Origin of the sequence: Methylobacterium sp. EM32 (assembly GCF_040593685.1) — a bacterium.
Taxonomy (GTDB): domain Bacteria; phylum Pseudomonadota; class Alphaproteobacteria; order Rhizobiales; family Beijerinckiaceae; genus Methylobacterium.
The window spans coordinates 19,272-36,460 of sequence record NZ_JBEXZS010000064.1; the positions used below are offsets into that span (position 1 = coordinate 19,272).

Here is a 17,189-nt window from a genome sequence, read left to right on the forward strand (position 1 = left end):
CACGAACAGGTTGAACAGCCCGAGCAGGGCCACGCCGCCGAGCCAGATCCAGTAGCCCCTGCCCTCGACCGGATAGTCGCCGATCATTTCAGTCCCCCCCAGGCCCGTCGCCGGCCGCCGCCTGCAGCACCGCCAGGGTCGCGCCGGTCACCCGGGCGATCTGGGCCGGCGTGAACTCGCCCGCAAGGGCCGAGGCGAGCCCGCGCTCGATCCGCGCCCGCTCGCCGGCATCGCCGATCGGGTCGGCCGGGATATCGCTCTCGCGCAGGCGGCAGGCGTCGCGAATCGTGTCGGCGGCGCGGGCCAGCACCTTGCGCTGATCGGGCGTCATGTCCCAGAGCGGCTGGCGCAGCCGCGCGATCACCCTCTTCGCGTCGCGGTAGTCGCGGTCGACGACCGGGATCGCCTCGATCTGGCTCACCAGCAGCACCAGTTCGAGCACGTCGGCGGTCGCTTCCGGGCAGGTGCGTACGACGCGCATCAGCCGCGCGATCAACTCGGTCGTCGGGGAAACGTGGCGGCGGGGCTCGGCCATGTGCCCGTAACGCCGGTCCGGGCGTTCGGTTCTGAAACGGAACAGAAAATAAAGCCGGTGGGACGAGGTGCGGAGCGATGCGGCTGCGACGCCGACCGTTGCAACGACGCATCTGACATCCTCCGGGTCATTCCGGGCTCCGCTTCGCGGCCCCGGAATGACCCGGAGGATGCGGTTTTCCGTCGAGCGGAAGCGGAGAAGACCGGAGAGATCGTGATGCGTTCCGGACTGCCGAACGATCGGCGCTGCCGTCACTCGCACGCGCCGGCGTCAAACCTGATCCGCTCTCCGCAACCTGGCCAACGACCGCCGGCACGCCCGCAACTCGTCCAGCACCGCGGTGAGGCTCGCCCGGTCCGCGCGCCCGAGCGGCGGCGGAGCGGTCTCGGGCTCCGGCTCGTGGTCTGATTCGACGAAGGCGGGGGCGACCTGCTCGCCGCGGCCGACCGCCTGGACGAAGCGCATGCCGCGCTCGCGCAGCACCCGCTGGGCGCCGCGGATCGTGTAGCCCTGGCCATAGAGCAGGCGGCGGATGCCGCGCAGGAGGTCGACGTCGTCGGGGCGGTAGTAGCGCCGGTTGCCGCCGCGCTTGAGCGGGCGGACCTGGGTGAAGCGGGTCTCCCAGAAGCGCAGCACGTGCTGGGGCAGGTCGAGGTCCTCGGCGACCTCGCTGATGGTGCGGAAGGCGCCAGGTTCTTTCTCAGGCAAAAGTTCTTTCTCGGGCAAAAGTCCCTTCTCGGGCAGAAGGGCGCGGCCGGGGGTGTCGGCTCCGCCGGACTCCGAGAGATCCTCGTCCTCGATCGGCGTCCCGGTCATCGGCCCGATCCTGAATCAGCCCGTGCGGCGCCCGGGCGGGCTCAACTGTCGTCGTCCTCCGGGGCGGCCTCGCCGTTGATCCGGGCCTTGAGGACGTTCGAGGGCTTGAACACCATCACCCGGCGCGGCTCGATCGCCACCTCGACGCCGGTCTTCGGGTTGCGGCCGACGCGCTTGCCCTTGTCGCGCACCACGAAGGAGCCGAACGAGGACAGCTTCACGGTCTCGCCGGAGGAGAGGCAGCCGCAGATCTCCGACAGCACGGTCTCCACCAGGGCGGCGGATTCCGTCCGCGACAGGCCGACCCGCTGGTAGACGGCCTCGCTCAGATCGGCCCGCGTGACCGTCTTGCCTGCCATCGTGCTGCTCCCCCGGGCGGCTGATTCACGAACAACGTATGTCTATGATCGCGCACGCTAATCGGCGATGCGCGCCGGGTCAACCGGGCGCCGGGCGGCTTCCCGTGTCCTTTGCCGGCCTCGCGCGGCCGTTCGCCCCGGTGGACCTACCAGCGGATCAACGCGCTGCCCCAGGTGAAGCCGCCGCCGATCGCCTCGATCATCACGAGGTCGCCGCGCTTGATCCGGCCGTCGCGGCAGGCGGCGTCGAGGGCCAGCGGGATCGAGGCGGCCGAGGTGTTGCCGTGGCGGTCGACGGTGAGCACCACCTTCTCGCGGGCGATGCCGAGCTTGTCGGCCGAGGCCTCGATGATGCGGCGGTTGGCCTGGTGTGGCACGAACCAGTCGAGATCGTCTGCGGTGGTGCCGGTGGCCTCGAAGGCCTGCGCGATCACGTCGGTGACCGAGCCGACGGCGAAGCGAAAAACCTCCTTGCCGACCATGCGCAGCTTGCCGGTCGTGCCGGTCGAGCCCGGGCCTCCGTCGACGTAGAGTTTTTCCCGGTGGCGGCCGTCGGCCCGGAGCTGGCTCGTCAGCACGCCGCGATCGCCCGAATGGCCCTCGCCGGGCTGGGCTTCCAGCACCAGGGCGCCGGCGCCGTCGCCGAACAGCACGCAGGTGGTGCGGTCCTCCCAGTCGAGCAGGCGTGAAAAGGTCTCGGCGCCGACGACGAGGGCGCGGGTGGCCGCACCCGTGGTCAGGAACTTGTCGGCGGTGGCGACCGCGTAGACGAAGCCGGCGCAGACCGCCTGGAGGTCGAAGGCGGCGCCCGTCTGGATGCCGAGCCCGGCCTGGATCTGCGTCGCCGTCGCCGGGAACGTGTGGTCCGGCGTCGAGGTGGCGCAGATCACGAGGTCGATCGTCGACGGATCGATGTCGGCGTCGCGCAACGCGGCCTCGGCCGCCTTGATGCCGAGCACCGAGGTGGTCTCGTCGGGCTCGGAAATGTGGCGCTGGCGGATCCCGGTGCGCTGGATGATCCAGTCGTCCGAGGTCTCGACCCGGGCGGCGAGGTCGTCGTTGGTGACGATGGTCCGCGGCAGGTAGGAGCCGCAGCCCCGCACCACCGAGCGAAGGCGGGTCATGGTGCGTCCTCCCTTAGGCCGAGGCGGTCTTCATGCTGAGGCTTGCGCCGGGGTCGCGTCGAGGCGCTCCCGGATCGTCCGCATCAGGTCGTGGCGGGCCATGTCGTAGGCGAGGTCGACGGCCGCGGCGAAGCCCTCGGCGTCGGCGGCGCCGTGGCTCTTGATGACGATGCCCTCGAGGCCGAGGAACACGCCGCCATTGGCCCGGCTCGGGTTCATCTTCTCGCGCAGCGCCCGGAAGGCGCCGCGGGCGAACAGGTAGCCGATCTTCGCCATCAGGGTCCGGCCCATCGCCCCTTTCAGGTACGCGGCGATCTGCTTGGCGGTTCCCTCGGCGGTCTTGAGCGCGATGTTGCCGGTGAACCCTTCCGTCACCACCACGTCGACGGTGCCGCGGCCGAGATCGGTGCCCTCGACGAAGCCGTGATAGGCGAGCCCCGCCAGGTCGCCCTCGCGCAGCATGCGCGCGGCCTCCTTGACCGCCTCGTTGCCTTTCATCTCCTCGGTGCCGACGTTGAGGAGCCCGACCGTCGGCCGGTCGAGGTCGAACACGATGCGGGCCATCGCGGCGCCCATCACCGCCATGTCGACGAGGTGGTTGGCGTCGGTGCCGATGGTGGCGCCGACGTCGAGCACCACGCTCTCGCCGCGCACCGTCGGCCACAGGCAGGCGATCGCCGGGCGCTCGATATGCGACATCGTCTTGAGGCAGATCTTCGACATCGCCATGAGCGCGCCGGTATTGCCGGCCGACACCGCGGCGTCGGCCTCGCCGTCGCGCACGGCCTGGATCGCCTTCCACATCGACGACTTGCCGCGGCCCGAGCGCACCGCTTGGCTCGGCTTCTCGTCCATGGCGACCGCCACGGTGGTGTGGCGGATCTCGACCGCGCCCTTCAGGCGCGGCTCGGCCGCGACCAGGGGAGTGAGCACCGCCTCGTCGCCGAACATCAGGAAGGTCGTCTCGGGGTGGCGCTCGCGGGCGAGCCCCGCACCGGGCACGACCGTCGAGGGGCCGTGATCGCCGCCCATCGCGTCGAGCGAGATGCGCACTCTCTGGGACATGGGGGTGTCGAACAGCCTCTCGGATCCGCCGGGGACGCGCGAACGAGGGGTCCGCGGCGCGGCGGAAAATAGCGACCCGGGCCCAGGCCGCAAACGAATTCTGAAGTCTTTTCGCGATGCGGCGGCTTCCGGGCGCCGTCAGTCGTCCTTGCCCTTCAAGCCTTGCAGCGCGGCAAAGGGCGTCTCTTCCGCCTCGGCCGCCGGCTCCTCGAAGGCGACGCCGTCTTTTCGCGGATACGGATCGAGGCCGAGCGCCAGGAACTCGGCGGCCAGGCTCCCGAGGTCGATACGGCCGTTGACGATCGGGTCGGGGATGTCGGCATCCTCGGCCGGCGTGCCCGCGAAGGCGTCCTGGGCGGCGAAATCGACGTCGACCTCCTCGCTCACGGTGCCGTCGAACGGCTCCAGCGTCACGACGCAGGTCTGGGTGACGGCCGCCTCGACGGTGCCGGTGACCTGGAGCCGGTGCAGCGAGCCCGAGAGCCGGAAGGTCCCGGTGAGCCGCGCGATTCCGGGCAAGCCGAAATCGCGGGCCAGAGCCGCGCGCTCCTCCTCGTTCGCCTCGACGGTGACGGGTTGGCCGGTCTTCAGGGTGCGCTCGACCAGGATCGGGCGGGAGAACGGGCCGACGCTGTCGGGGGTCATCAAGGGCTCCTTCTCGGATCCTGGGATTGGGAGGGGACGGGCGTGGCAGCCTGGACGGGCGCTCGCGCAGGCCGCCGGGCCCTCGTCAGCTGGAGATGCGTCGCGGCCCGCCCCGGTGCAAGAGCCGCCATGGGGCGACGGGCCTCTCCGGAGCGGGATGCGTCAGGCCGGGCCCGCGGCGAAGCCCGCCGGATCGGGCAGGACCGGGCCCGTCGCCATCAGGGCGTCGAGGTCGGTCGCGGCTAGCCCCGCATCGGCCGCCGCCACGTAGGAAGCGAGCCCTCGCGCCGCCTCCGGCTCCTCGCGCGCCAGCACGTTGCGGGCGAGCGCCGCCGCGAGCGCGTCGCGGTCGCCGGCATCGAGGGCGGCATCGTAGGCGCTCGCGCGGCCGTAGAAGGCCTGGGCCAGCTTCTTCATCCGCTTCGAGACGCCCATGTCGCCGACGCCGAGCTCGCGCAGGGACGAATCGAGCTGCGCGAACACCGAGTTGACGAGGTCCTGGGCGATGTCCGCCGCCGGGGCCGGCAGGCGGCGCAGGTGGCGCAGCACCAGCACGACGTGCAGGCACAGGGCCTCGAACCGGCCCTCCACCGTGTCGGGCACGCCGAGATCGAGGTAGAGCGCCGGCACCCGGGCCCCGGCATTGATCCGGACGTGCAGCGCCTCAATGGCGCGCCGGCGGGCATCCTCGCGGCGGAAGGGGTTTCGCATCATCGTGAGGTGTCTCGCCTTCCGCCATCGCCCCGCGCCGGCGGGGCCTCACTCGCATCCATCGTCGAACATCGGCGGCGCCAACCTTGGCCGTGCCTTGCCAACGCCACAACCCCGGGGTACGGCAGCGGTCGCTTCTCGCGCAAGGCCGCCATCCGGCCGGCCGACACACTGTCCCGCACCTGTTTCCCGAGGTCTCGATGCCGCGCCGCTTCACACCGTCGCTCCTCCGCCTCGCCGCGGCCGGCCTGATCGGTCTGTCGGCCGCGGGCTGCGTGATCGGCGAGGAATTCCGGCACGGCTACATCATCGACGATGCCGCCGTCGCCCAGGTGCGGCCCGGCGCCAGCGCCGAGCAGGTGCTCCAGCTCCTCGGCACGCCGACCACCGTCTCGACGGTCGGCAACAAGTCCTGGTACTACATCAGCCAGAACACCCAGCGCCCGGTGATGTTCATCGGCGAGCGCCCGAAGGACCAGCGCGTCCTGGCGGTGTACTTCAACGCCGGCTTCAAGGTCGAGCGCGTCGCGCTCTACGGCGAGCAGGACGGCAAGGTGTTCGACTTCATCTCCCGCACCACGCCGACCAGCGGCGGCGAGCAGGCCTTCCTCGGCCAGCTGATGCGCGGCCTGACCAAGTTCGAGCCGTTCGGCAACGCGCGGTAAGGGAGCGCGGGGCGCGCCCCGCCTCCCGGAATTCCAAAACTTGAACGACCGGCGGAGAAGGTCCGCCGGTCGCGATCGTGCGTCCGTCTGCGAGCGGATCGGCGCTCAGGAACGTGTCACGGCCGCCCGGTGAGCTAAGGTCTTCCGGTCAGCCAGGTCTTCGCCCGCACGAGGTCCGCCTGCGACAGGCCGTGGCCGGCGGGCAGCACCTCGTGGGTGACGGCGGCGCCGGCCTCCTTCAGCATCGCGGCGAGGCGTGCGGCGTTGTCGGCGGGCACGATCGGGTCCATCCGGCCCGACAGGATCAGCACCGGCTCCCCCGCGAGGCGCGCCGTCGGCGGGGCCGAGAGCGGCACCATCGCCCGCAGCAGCACGGCGCCGGCGAGCACGCCCGGATGCAGCAGCATCATTGCGGCGGCGATGTTGGCGCCGTTCGAGAAGCCGACGGCGAGCGGCGCGGCGATGCCGTATTCCGCCCGCGCCCCCGCCACGAAGCCGGCGAGGTCGCCGGCCCGGCGCACCAGGTCGTCCTCGTCGAACACGCCCTCGGCGAGGCGGCGGAAGAAGCGCGGCGCGCCGCCCTCCAGCACCTGGCCCCGGGGCGAGAGCAGGGCCGCCCCGGGCGACAGCGCCCGGCCGAGGGGCAGGAGGTCGTCCTCGTCGCCCCCGGTGCCGTGCAGGAGCAGGAGCGGCACCGCCTCCGGATCGGCGGCGGGCTCGAAGCGGTGCTGGAACGACAGGGCGGCCATCGGTCTCCTCCGAAAGCGGGGTTTCAGGTGAAGAGCTTCGCGACCCGCTGGGTCTCGCGGGCGAGGAGATGCGCGTCGCCGGCCACCGCCACGAAGCCGAACCCGGCCTCGAAATCGGCCCTGGCGCCGGCCTCGTTGAAGTTGAGCAGGCCCGCGGCCTTGCCGGCCCCGCGGATCCGCGGCAGGGCGGCGGCGATCGCCGCGCGGACCGGGGCCGCATTGGGCTGTCCGAGATGGCCCATGCTGGCGGCGAGATCGTTGGGGCCGATGAACACGCCGTCGACGCCCTCGACCGCGGCGATCTCGCCGGCGGCCTCCAGCGCCTCCCTGGTCTCGACCTGCACCACGACGCAGACCTCGTCGCCCGAACGGGCGTGGTAGTCCGGCCGCAGCCCGTAGCCGGTGGCCCGGGAGGTGCCGGCAAAGCCCCGGATGCCGTGCGGTGGGTAGCGCGTCGCGGCCACCGCCCGGCGCGCCTCCTCGGCGCTCTGCACGAAGGGGAACATCAGCGAGCGGGCGCCCTGGTCGAGCAGGCGCTTGACCATGACCGGCTCGTTCCACGGCACCCGCACCACCGGCTCGGCGGTGCCGCCCTCGGCCGCCCGCAGGTGGTCGACGACCTGGATCAGGTCGTTGGGCGAATGCTCCATGTCGATCAGCATCCAGGCGAAGCCGGCGCCGGCGGCGAGCTCCGTGATGCCGGGCGAGCCGGTGGTCATCCACAGGCCGGCCTGGCGGCGTCCCTCGGCGAGGCCGCGCTTGAACGGGTTGTCGAAGGATCTCATGGCGTGTTCTCCCCTCTCTCGACTGGTTTCATAGCCTCCATGTCATTCCGGGGCCGCGCAGCGGAGCCCGGAATCCAGACACTAAGGTGCCTCCGAAGAGAGCGGCCTCGTTCCGCCCCTTCCTGCACACTCAGCGCTTCTGGATCCCGGGCTCTCGCCAAGGCTCGCCCCGGGATGACCCTGTGAGGCGGAGACGGATGTGGAATTTTCTCTTGGTACCGTCGACTCTCACGCCGCCGGCGTCAGGTGCTTGAACATGTGCCCGCGCGCCTCGGCATCCAGCTCGGCCTTGAACGCGAAGCGGTCCTTGAGCGCGACCGCCTTGGCGGCGGCGGGACGCGCGGTGATCGCGTCGTGGTGGCGTTTCACGTTCGGGAAGCCCTCGAAGGCGCCCTCCCCCAGCACGAACGGCAGCATCCGGGCCCAGCCCCAGACCGCCATGTCGACGATGCCGTAGGCCTCGCCCACCATCCACTCGCGCCCGGCGAGGTGGCCGTCGAGCACGCCGTAATGGCGCTTCACCTCGTACTGGTAGCGGTCGTTCGCATAGGCCACCTTTTCGGGGGCGAAATGGCGGAAATGCACCGCCTGGCCCGAGAACGGCCCGATCCCGGTCGCCACGAACATCAGCCAGGACAGGAGCGCGCCGCGCTCCGCAGGCGGCGCCAGGAAGCGGCCGGTCTTCTCGGCGAGGTAGAGCAGGATCGCGTTCGAATCGAACACCACCGTGCCGTCGTCGACGATCGCCGGCACCTTGCCGTTCGGGTTGAGCTTTAGGAACTCGGGCGCGAATTGCTCGCCCTTGCGGGTATCGACCGCCACCGGCTCGTAGGGGAGCCCCGCCTCTTCCAGGAAGAGCGCGACCTTGGTCGGGTTGGGCGAGCCGTTGAAGTAGAAGGTGATCATCCGGGCCTCCGGGGAGCGGCGTCGAGCCGCGTGCCACAGGGCCCCAGATCCGGGCGCGGATCAATCGGACGACCTGAAACCCAGCGTTGCCGCGCAGGGCCTGGACTCCGGGCGCCGATCCGCCATGGTGCGGGATCGGATCCTCGGGAAGCCCCCATCCTGTTCCTCACCCCCGACGAATGGAGCGCGCTCCGGCTCAGCCTGCTGGTGGCGAGCGTGGCGACGCTGGCGAGCTTGGCCCCGGGCCTCGCCGTCGCCTATCTCCTCGCCCGCCTGGAGTTCCGCGGCCGGGCGCTCCTCGACGGGCTGGTCCACCTGCCGCTGATCCTGCCGCCGGTGGTGACCGGCTACCTGCTGCTCCTCGCCTTCGGGCGCCGCGGCTGGTTCGGGGCGGCGCTCGCCGAAATCGGCATCGTGTTCTCGTTCCGCTGGACCGGGGCGGCGCTCGCCTGCGCGGTGATGGGCTTCCCGCTGATGGTGCGGGCGATGCGGCTCTCCCTCGAGGCGGTCGATCGTAAGCTCGAACAGGCCGCCGGGACCCTCGGGGCCTCGCCCGCTTCGGTGTTCCTCGTCGTCACGCTGCCGCTCGCCCTGCCGGGGATCCTGGCCGGCGCGGTGCTCGCCTTCGCCAAGGCGATGGGGGAGTTCGGCGCCACCATCACCTTCGTGTCGAACATCCCGGGCGAGACCCAGACCCTTCCCTCCGCGATCTACACCCTGACCCAGGTGCCGGGGGGCGAGGCCGGGGCGCTCCGCCTCACCCTGGTCTCGGTCGCCCTGTCGATGGCGGCGCTCCTCACCTCGGAGTGGCTGGCCCGGCGGGCGCGGCGCAGGCTCGGGGCATGATCGGACATCCGGCATGATCGAGGTCGCGGTCCGGCACGTCCGCGGCGCCTTCGCGCTCGACGCGGCCTTCACCGCCGAGGGGCGGGTCACCGCCCTGTTCGGCCGCTCCGGCTCCGGGAAGTCGACCCTTGTCGACGTGATCGCCGGGCTCGTGCGGCCCGATTCCGGGCGGGTGGTGGTCGACGGCGTCACCCTCCTCGACACGGAGCGCGGCGTGCGGGTGCCGGTGCACCGGCGCCGGATCGGCTACGTGTTCCAGGAGGCGCGGCTGCTGCCGCATCTGAGCGTGCGCCAGAACCTGCTGTTCGGGCGCTGGTTCGCGCGCCATCGCTCCGGCGGTCCCAGCCTGGAGGCGGTGGCCGATCTCCTGGGCATCGCCCCCCTGCTCGACCGGCGGCCGGCCGGGCTGTCGGGCGGGGAGCGCCAGAGGGTGGCGATCGGCCGGGCGCTCCTCGCGCGTCCGCGGCTCCTCCTGATGGACGAGCCGCTCTCGGCCCTCGACGAGGCGCGCAAGGCCGAGATCCTGCCCTACGTGGCGCGCCTGCGCGACGAGGCGCGGGTGCCGATCGTCTATGTCAGCCACGCGATCGCCGAGGTGGCGCGCCTCGCCGACACGGTGGTGGTGCTCGATCGGGGCAGGGTCGCGGCCTGCGGCCCCACCACCGAGGTCCTGCGCCGGAGCGCCCTCTTCCCGGGCCGCGAGACGGCCGAGACCGGTGCGCTCCTGCACCTGCGGGTCGTCGCCCACGACGACGCCTTCGGGCTCACCCGCCTCGACGGTTCGCCCGGCCGCCTGACGGTGCCGCGCCTCGGCCTGCCGGTGGGAGCCGGCGTGCGGGTGCGGGTGCGCGCCCGCGACGTCTTGGTGGCCCGTGAGGCGCCGCGCGCCTTGAGCGCCCGCAACGTGCTGTCCGGCACCGTCACCGCGGTGACGCCGGGCGACGGGCCCCATGCCCGGGTTGAGATCGCCTGCGGCGATGCGAGCCTGGTCGCCGAGGTGACGCGGCTGGCCGTCCACGAGCTCGCCCTGGCGCCGGGCCTGCCGGTGGTGGCGATCGTCAAGAGCGTCGCTTTCGACGAGGAGACGATCGGGGCGGTGGAGATTTGACCGGAGGCCGCGAGCGTCGGGAGCAGGCACGGCTGGGAAGGAGGTGAAGGATGTGATCGGCTTCCCGATGCTCACAGTCACCACCGCGAAAAGCCCGACCGGATGGTTTCTGACCATCGCAATCGGGCTCATGTAGCGAGCAAGGTCACCTGATAAGAGGACCCGCGGGCGGCCACCCGCTGGCCCTCGCTCGCGACTGTAAGGTCGATAGGGCCACGGATCAATCGACGCTAGAGCACTTCACGATCGCGTTGCAATCGCGAAGCTCTCTAGGTCCTTGATTGTGCCGCATTTTCTTCGACGAACCGGCATCCACTTCGTCGGAAAATGCTCTAGTCGATCTCTCCCAGAGGACGCAGCTGCCAAAACGGAAGCGGCGGGCCTCTCGGCCCGCCGCTCCGTCACGTCAGTATGTCGTGCCGCTTAGCGGGCGCCCGGCAGGCGCTGGGCCATCGCCAGGTGCTGCTGCATCACCGGCAGGGCCTGCTGGACGTAAGCCCGCAGGGCCGGGTTCGGGCCCGACTGGGCGTAGGCCTGGTAGCTGGCGACGGTCATGCCATGGGCCTGCACCTGCATGCGGGCGTAGGTGCGGTCGAAGGCCGGGCCGGCCGGGGTGTCGGCGAGCTCGGCGAGCATCGCCTGCTGCTGCGGGCCGAGCGGGATGGCGCCGGTGGCCGCCGTGGTGGTCACGTCACCGTCGAAATCGACCGCGTTGGCGCCGACCTGGGCGCCGCGGGCCGCGCCGGTGCCGAGGCCCTGGAGGCCGCCGACCGGGCCGCCCTGAAGGGTGCCGCCGACCACGCCGGCCGCCGCCCCGGTGGCCGCGCCGACCGCGCCGCCCGCGATGGCGAAGGGCGCCTCGATCAGGCCGCCGATGCCGCCGCCATTGCCGCGGGCCACGTTCTCACGGCCGCCGAGCAGGGCGACGTTGGCGGCGCGGTGATCGCGGATCATCTCGCGGGCGTACTCGCGGATGCGCGGGTTGCGCGACTTGTCGAGGGCGATCTGGCTCGACTTGACCTCGAACGCGTTCGACATCAGCGCCATCGAGCGGAACTCGTTGAAGCCACCGACCTGCGCGAAGGCGGGGGTCGCGAGAGCAACGGCAAGGCCGGTCAGGGCAACGAGCTTCTTCATGTCTGATCTCCTGGAATTCTGTTCTTGAGCGTCACGTCCGGTCGTCGACCGAACATCGAGCCATGTGAGGGAAACGCCTCGGCAAGATCATTCTTGGCAAGGCGCATTCTTGGCAGGACGCTTTCGGGCTGGACAACGAGCGTTCGTGGATATTGTTCCAGCCGTTACGGCATCATTCGAGGCGCTCTCCCCTGGCCGGGAGGCGCCCGCCTCCGGTAAGACGGCGCCACGATGCCCCGGACGGTCCGGGGCGGACGCGATGCGGCCTCCCGTGACAAGCCCCACCTCCCTGCCGCTGATCCAGGTCCTGCGCGCGCTCGCTGCCCTGATGGTCGCGGCCGGCCACGCGCAGTTCGAGGTCGCGGGCGTCGCGGCCCGGGCGGGGGTGTCGTACGCGCCGGCGGCCTGGCTGCCCTGGCCGGCCGGGGTCGACGTGTTCTTCGTCATCTCCGGCTTCATCATCGTGCACGCGGCGGCGCCCCTGCACGGGCGATTGGGCGCGCGAAAAATCTTCCTCGCGCACCGGGTCGCCCGCGTGGTGCCGCTCTACTGGCTCGCCACCACGCTCTACCTCGCTCTCGCCTGGGCGAGGCCCGGCCTCCTCGGCGCGGATGCGGGAGGCCTGGCCTACCTCGCCGCCTCCTACCTGTTCTGGCCGATGGCCCGGGCCGACGGGGCGGTGCAGCCGCTCTACTCCCTCGGCTGGACGCTCAACTACGAGATGGCGTTCTACGCACTCTTCGCCCTCGCGCTGCCCCTGGGGCCGCGCCGCGCGGTGTTCGGGGTGCTCGCGCTCCTCGCCGGTCTCGTCGTCCTGGGGCAGGCGGCGGGACCGCTGCCGGTGGCGCCTGCCTTCTGGAGCGATCCGATCGTGCTCGAATTCGCCTGCGGGGCGACGCTCGCCCTCGCACGGCAGGAGGGCCGGCGCCTGCCAGGTCCGTTACGCCTGGCGCTGGCGGTCGCCGGCCTCGCCCTCCTGGCGCTGGCCGGCGAGGATCCCGCCCTGCCCCGCTGCCTCGCCTGGGGCGGGCCGGCCGCCTTGCTGGTCGCGGCCGCGGCTCTCGGGCCGTCGGGGACCGCCGGCGCCGGCTTGCGCCCGTTCGTCCTCCTCCGCCCGTTCGTCCTCCTGGGAGACGCGTCCTACGCGCTCTATCTCGCTCATCCCTTCGTCGTACGAGGCGTGCGCGTGGTCGCCGAGGCCGCCGGCCTCGCAGGCCCGCTCGGGCCCGCCACGCTGGCGGTCCTGATGCTGGTCCTCGCCGGCCTCGCCGCGCTCTTGCTGCACCGCATCGTCGAGCGGCCTCTCACCCGGGCGGCGCGGGCACTGCTCGAACCGGCATCCAAGCCGGAGCCGGCCGTGAATAAGGCCTGACAAGCCCAGTTCTCCCCTTGCGGGGGCGGCCTGAACCCGTTGACACTCCATCGGCGGCATGCTGTTTCGCTATGCGATACGCGCATAAGCGCGAGTGAGGAAACGCAGGGGTGACGCGCCGACATGGCCCAACCGACCACCCACGTTGAGGAGCGGCCCCGCGCCGGTGCCAAGGGCCAGGACATCGTCCTGTCCACCGAGGGGCTGACCAAGGAGTTCAAGGGCTTTCGCGCCGTCAACGGCGTGACGCTCGAGGTGACGCGCGGCACCATCCACGCGCTGATCGGCCCGAACGGCGCCGGCAAGACCACCTGCTTCAACCTGCTGACCAAGTTCCTGACGCCGTCGGCGGGCTCGATCCGGTACAACGGCCGCGACATCACCGGCATGAAGCCGGCGGACGTGGCGCGGCTCGGCCTGGTGCGCTCGTTCCAGATCTCGGCGGTCTTCCCGCACCTGACCGTCAAGGAGAACGTCCGCATCGCGCTGCAGCGGCGCAAGCGCGGCGACTCGTTCGACTTCTGGCGCTCCGAGACGGTGCTGCGGGCGCTCAACCAGGAGGCGCTGCAGCTGGTCGAGGCGGTCGGTCTCTCCGACTTCGCCGACATTCCGGCGGTGGAGCTCTCCTACGGCCGCAAGCGGGCGCTCGAGATCGCCACCACGCTCGCGCTCGAACCCGAGATGCTGCTCCTCGACGAGCCGATGGCCGGCATGGGCCACGAGGACGTCGACCGGACCGCGGCGCTGATCCGCCGGGTCTCGGCCAACCGCACCATCCTGATGGTCGAGCACAACCTCTCGGTCGTCGCCTCGCTCTCCGACCGCATCACCGTGCTGGCGCGCGGGCAGGTGCTGGCCGAGGGCAATTACGCCACCGTGTCGAAGGATCCCCGCGTGATTGAGGCCTATATCGGAGCCGGTCATGGCTGAGGCGGTGATGACGAAGCCGGTCGCGGCTGCTGCTGGCGCCGCCCCCCTCCTGTCGATCCAGGGGCTCGAAGGCTGGTACGGCGAGAGCCACGTGCTGCACGGCATCAGCTTCGACGTGAAGCCCGGCGAGGTGGTGACCCTGCTCGGCCGCAACGGCGCCGGCAAGACCACGACCCTGCGCGCCATCATCGGCATCCTGGGCAAGCGCAAGGGCTCGATCCGCTACGACGGCACCGAGACCATCGGCATGGCCTCGCGCAACATCGCGAAGCTCGGCCTCGGCTACGTGCCGGAGGAGCGCGGCATCTTCTCGAGCCTGTCGGTCTACGAGAACCTGATGCTGCCGCCGCGGGTGAAGCCGGGCGGGATGACGGTCGAGCAGATCTACACCCTGTTCCCGAACCTCAAGGAGCGCTCGGGCAGCCAGGGCACCAAGCTCTCGGGCGGCGAGCAGCAGATGCTCGCCATCGGCCGCATCCTGCGCACCGGCGCCAAGCTGATCCTGCTCGACGAGCCGACCGAGGGCCTCGCCCCGGTCATCGTGCAGCAGATCGGCCGCACGATCGCCCGGCTGAAGACCGAGGGCTACACGATCGTCCTGGTGGAGCAGAACTTCCGCTTCGCCCAGACCGTGGCCGACCGGCACTTCGTGGTCGAGCAGGGCCGGGTGATCGACATGATCCCGAACGCCGAGCTCGACGCCAACATCGACAAGCTGCACACCTATCTCGGCGTGTGATGCGGGCGCGGGTCCTCCTCACGGCCCTGCTGGCGGGCCTCGCCTCGATCGGCGTCGCGTCGGCCGGAACGCCGGTGAAGATCGGCGTGCTGAACGACCGCTCGGGCGTCTACGCCGACATCTCGGGCGAGGGCTCGGTCGTCGCCGCCCGCATGGCGGTGGAGGATTTCCGTTCCCTCGGCCACGATCTCGCGGTGGAGATCGTGGCCGGCGACCACCAGAACAAGCCCGCCGTCGGTGCGGCTCTCGCCCGTGCCTGGTACGACCGGGAGGGGGTGGACGCGATCTTCGACGTGCCGACCTCCTCGGTGGCGCTCGCCGTCCACCAGGTCACCCGCGAGCGCAACAAGGTCTTCGTCGATTCCGGCGCCGGCACCGCCGACCTCACCGGGCCGGATTGCTCGCCCAACACCGTGCACTGGACCTTCGACACCGTGGCGCTGGCGAACGGCACCGGCGGCGCCATGGTCAAGCGCGGCGGCGACACCTGGTTCTTCGTCACCGCCGACTACGCCTTCGGCGAGGCGGTGCAGCGCGACACCACGGCCTTGATCCTGCGCAACGGCGGCAAGGTGCTGGGCAGCGTCAAGATGCCGTTCCCGGCCTCGGACTTCGCGCCGTATCTCCGGCAGGCGCAGGCGTCGGGCGCCAAGGTGATCGGGCTGGCGAATGCCGGCGGCGACACGATCGGGGCGGTGCGCGAGGCGGCGCGGCTGAAGGTGACGGAGGGCGGCCAGGCGCTGGCCGGCCTCCTGATCTTCTCCTCCGACATCCACTCGCTCACCCCGAAGGTGGCGCAAGGCCTGGTCCTGACCGAGCCGTTCTACTGGGATCTCAACGACGGCACCCGCACCTTCTCCGACCGGTTCGCCCGCCGGTTCGCCGGTCGCAAGCCCACCGCCGCCCAGGCCGGGGTCTATGCCGGCGTGCTGCACTACCTGAAAGCCGTGGCGGCCCTGCGCGCCGTCGATGACGGCCGCCGGGTAGTGGCGAAGATGAAGGAACTGCCGACCGACGACCCGCTCTTCGGCAAGGGCAATATCCGGCCCGACGGCCGCAAGATCCACGACATGTACCTGTTCGAGGTCAAGAAGCCGGCCGAGTCGAAGGGCGAGTGGGACCTCTACCGGGTGCTCGCGACGATCCCCGGCAACGAGGCGTTCCGGCCCCTCGACCAGGGCGGCTGCCCGCTCGTCGTCAAGGCGGCGCAGGCGGAGGGGACGAGGCCCTGAAGCGTGGTCGCCGGCCCCGGCCGCGACCGTGATGCGGGAATGGACGAAGCCGCGCCTCGCGGTTTCGTCGAAGAAGGGGTCGACAAGGCCCCGAGCGAGAAGCGGGCGCAGCGCTCTTCGAGCGACGCGAAGCCCGCCCGTACAGCCGAAAAGTCGCTTCGCCGCCGCGTGCGGGCGGTGCCATCAGGGAGGATGTTTGATGCTGAAACGGTTGTTGCTCGCCAGCGCGCTCTGCGCCGCAGCCAGTGTCCAGGCGCTGGCGCAGACGCCGGTGAAGATCGGCGTGCTGAACGACCGCTCGGGCGTCTATGCCGACATCTCCGGCGAGGGCTCCGTCGCCGCCGCCCGCATGGCGGTGGAGGACTTCAAGGCCGCCGAGAAGGGCCTGAAGGTCGAGATCGTCGCCGCGGACCACCAGAACAAGCCGGATGTCGGCGCCTCCATCGCCCGGCAATGGTACGACCGCGACGGCGTCGACGCGATCTTCGACGTGCCGACCTCCTCGGTGGCGCTCGCCATCAACCAGGTCACGCGCGAGAAGAACAAGGCCTTCGTCAATTCGGGGGCCGGCACCGCCGACCTGACCGGGCCGCAATGCTCGCCCAACACCGTGCATTGGACCTACGACACGGCGGCCCTGGCGAACGGCACCGGCGGCGCCATGGTCAAGCGCGGCGGCAACACCTGGTTCTTCCTCACCGCTGACTACGCCTTCGGCCAGGCCTTGCAGCGCGATACCACCGAGGTCGTGACCAAGAACGGCGGCAAGGTGATCGGCGCGGTCAAGACCCCGTTCCCGACCGCCGACTTCTCGTCCTTCCTGCTCCAGGCCCAAGGCTCGGGCGCCAAGGTGATCGGGCTGGCCAATGCCGGCGGCGACACCATCAACGCCATCAAGCAGGCGGCGGAGTTCGGCATCACTGAGGGCGGCCAGGCCATCGCCGGCCTGCTGATCTTCTCCTCCGATATCCACGCCCTGACGACGAAGACCGCGCAGGGGCTGGTCCTGACCGAGCCGTTCTACTGGGACCTCAACGACGGCACCCGCACCTTCTCCGACCGCTTCGCCAAGCAGGCCGGCGGCAAGAAGCCGACCGCGGTGCAGGCCGGCGTCTATGCCAGCGTGCTGCACTATCTCAAGGCGGTCGAGGCACTGAAATCGGCCTCCGACGGGGCTAAGGTCGTGGCGAAGATGAAGGAGATCCCGACCGAGGATCCGCTCTTCGGCAAGGGTACGATTCGGCCCGACGGCCGCAAGATCCACGACATGTACCTGTTCGAGGTCAAGAAGCCGGCGGAGTCGAAGGGCCCCTGGGACCTCTACAAGACGCTGGCGACGATCCCCGGCAACGAGGCGTTCCGCCCGCTCAACCAGGGCAACTGCCCGCTGGTGAACAAGAGCTAGTTTTTTAAGTTTGGGCCGGCGGCGCGAGGGCGCCGCCGGCCTCCCCGAACCCGGCCCGGT

19 protein-coding genes are annotated in these 17,189 nt (G+C 71.0%); 8 read left to right on the forward strand and 11 right to left on the reverse strand.

Translation table 11 applies throughout. From position 1 onward, the window contains the following. Positions 1–88 precede the first annotated feature (88 nt). The 7 genes from ABZT49_RS09645 to ABZT49_RS09675 all read right to left on the reverse strand — a co-directional run bounded on the left by ABZT49_RS09645 (position 89) and on the right by ABZT49_RS09675 (position 5,258). On the reverse strand, positions 89–535 hold the full coding sequence (locus ABZT49_RS09645; RefSeq protein WP_355285701.1) for a hypothetical protein: 447 nt from the start codon (positions 533–535) through the stop codon (positions 89–91). A 270-nt stretch (positions 536–805) separates the two neighbouring features. Further along, positions 806–1,351, reverse strand: coding sequence for a MerR family transcriptional regulator (locus ABZT49_RS09650; protein ID WP_355285703.1), 546 nt, complete (start codon positions 1,349–1,351; stop codon positions 806–808). 41 nt (positions 1,352–1,392) lie between these two features. Further along, positions 1,393–1,710, reverse strand: coding sequence for an integration host factor subunit alpha (locus ABZT49_RS09655; RefSeq protein ID WP_355285704.1), 318 nt, complete (start codon positions 1,708–1,710; stop codon positions 1,393–1,395). A gap of 146 nt (positions 1,711–1,856) precedes the next feature. Next, entirely contained in the window at positions 1,857–2,834 is a 978-nt protein-coding gene (locus ABZT49_RS09660) for a beta-ketoacyl-ACP synthase III (protein ID WP_355285706.1), read from the reverse strand. A 30-nt stretch (positions 2,835–2,864) separates the two neighbouring features. Continuing rightward, positions 2,865–3,899 carry a phosphate acyltransferase PlsX gene (gene plsX, locus ABZT49_RS09665; RefSeq protein WP_093569930.1) on the reverse strand — a complete coding sequence of 345 codons (1,035 nt, stop codon included), beginning with the start codon at positions 3,897–3,899 and terminating at the stop codon, positions 2,865–2,867. Between the two features lie 138 nt (positions 3,900–4,037). Then, complete coding sequence (locus ABZT49_RS09670; protein ID WP_355285708.1) at positions 4,038–4,544, reverse strand: DUF177 domain-containing protein; 507 nt, start codon at positions 4,542–4,544, stop codon at positions 4,038–4,040. A gap of 162 nt (positions 4,545–4,706) precedes the next feature. Beyond that, positions 4,707–5,258, reverse strand: a complete 552-nt coding sequence (locus tag ABZT49_RS09675; protein ID WP_355285710.1) for a ubiquinol-cytochrome C chaperone family protein — start codon at positions 5,256–5,258, stop codon at positions 4,707–4,709. A gap of 197 nt (positions 5,259–5,455) precedes the next feature. Between ABZT49_RS09675 and ABZT49_RS09680 the strand changes: the two genes are divergently transcribed. Continuing rightward, a complete protein-coding gene (locus tag ABZT49_RS09680; protein WP_093569933.1) occupies positions 5,456–5,920 on the forward strand; it encodes an outer membrane protein assembly factor BamE in 465 nt (154 codons plus the stop codon). A 134-nt stretch (positions 5,921–6,054) separates the two neighbouring features. Here the strand turns inward: ABZT49_RS09680 and ABZT49_RS09685 are convergent, their stop codons facing one another. The 3 genes from ABZT49_RS09685 to ABZT49_RS09695 all read right to left on the reverse strand — a co-directional run bounded on the left by ABZT49_RS09685 (position 6,055) and on the right by ABZT49_RS09695 (position 8,360). Next, positions 6,055–6,669 (reverse strand): alpha/beta hydrolase, encoded by a 615-nt coding sequence (locus tag ABZT49_RS09685; RefSeq protein ID WP_355285712.1) that lies wholly within the window; start codon positions 6,667–6,669, stop codon positions 6,055–6,057. Positions 6,670–6,692: 23 nt separating this feature from the next. Further along, positions 6,693–7,454 (reverse strand): aldolase/citrate lyase family protein, encoded by a 762-nt coding sequence (locus tag ABZT49_RS09690; RefSeq protein WP_355285714.1) that lies wholly within the window; start codon positions 7,452–7,454, stop codon positions 6,693–6,695. A 228-nt stretch (positions 7,455–7,682) separates the two neighbouring features. Beyond that, on the reverse strand, positions 7,683–8,360 hold the full coding sequence (locus tag ABZT49_RS09695) for a glutathione S-transferase N-terminal domain-containing protein (protein WP_355285715.1): 678 nt from the start codon (positions 8,358–8,360) through the stop codon (positions 7,683–7,685). Positions 8,361–8,516: 156 nt separating this feature from the next. On the opposite strand from ABZT49_RS09695, the gene modB reads away from it, so the two are divergent. Both modB and modC read left to right on the forward strand, forming a co-directional pair. Then, positions 8,517–9,206 (forward strand): molybdate ABC transporter permease subunit, encoded by a 690-nt coding sequence (gene modB, locus ABZT49_RS09700; RefSeq protein WP_355285753.1) that lies wholly within the window; start codon positions 8,517–8,519, stop codon positions 9,204–9,206. A 13-nt stretch (positions 9,207–9,219) separates the two neighbouring features. After that, the gene (gene modC, locus ABZT49_RS09705) at positions 9,220–10,314 is read left to right on the forward strand and encodes a molybdenum ABC transporter ATP-binding protein (RefSeq protein WP_355285717.1); all 1,095 of its coding nucleotides are present in this window, start codon (positions 9,220–9,222) and stop codon (positions 10,312–10,314) included. A 423-nt stretch (positions 10,315–10,737) separates the two neighbouring features. Here modC and ABZT49_RS09710 read toward each other — a convergent pair whose 3' ends face one another. Beyond that, positions 10,738–11,451, reverse strand: coding sequence for a DUF4142 domain-containing protein (locus ABZT49_RS09710; protein ID WP_355285719.1), 714 nt, complete (start codon positions 11,449–11,451; stop codon positions 10,738–10,740). Between the two features lie 271 nt (positions 11,452–11,722). Here ABZT49_RS09710 and ABZT49_RS09715 point away from each other — a divergent pair, with 271 nt between their 5' ends. The 5 genes from ABZT49_RS09715 to ABZT49_RS09735 all read left to right on the forward strand — a co-directional run bounded on the left by ABZT49_RS09715 (position 11,723) and on the right by ABZT49_RS09735 (position 17,129). Continuing rightward, positions 11,723–12,823, forward strand: coding sequence for an acyltransferase (locus ABZT49_RS09715; RefSeq protein ID WP_355285721.1), 1,101 nt, complete (start codon positions 11,723–11,725; stop codon positions 12,821–12,823). 123 nt (positions 12,824–12,946) lie between these two features. Then, positions 12,947–13,753 (forward strand): ABC transporter ATP-binding protein, encoded by an 807-nt coding sequence (locus ABZT49_RS09720; RefSeq protein ID WP_355285723.1) that lies wholly within the window; start codon positions 12,947–12,949, stop codon positions 13,751–13,753. Next, on the forward strand, positions 13,746–14,492 hold the full coding sequence (locus ABZT49_RS09725; protein WP_355285725.1) for an ABC transporter ATP-binding protein: 747 nt from the start codon (positions 13,746–13,748) through the stop codon (positions 14,490–14,492). Before ABZT49_RS09720 ends, ABZT49_RS09725 begins: the two co-directional genes overlap by 8 nt. Next, positions 14,492–15,724 (forward strand): ABC transporter substrate-binding protein, encoded by a 1,233-nt coding sequence (locus tag ABZT49_RS09730; protein WP_355285727.1) that lies wholly within the window; start codon positions 14,492–14,494, stop codon positions 15,722–15,724. The genes ABZT49_RS09725 and ABZT49_RS09730 overlap by 1 nt, the downstream gene beginning before the upstream one ends. A 199-nt stretch (positions 15,725–15,923) precedes the next feature. Then, on the forward strand, positions 15,924–17,129 hold the full coding sequence (locus tag ABZT49_RS09735; RefSeq protein WP_355285729.1) for an ABC transporter substrate-binding protein: 1,206 nt from the start codon (positions 15,924–15,926) through the stop codon (positions 17,127–17,129). Positions 17,130–17,189: the final 60 nt, after the last annotated feature.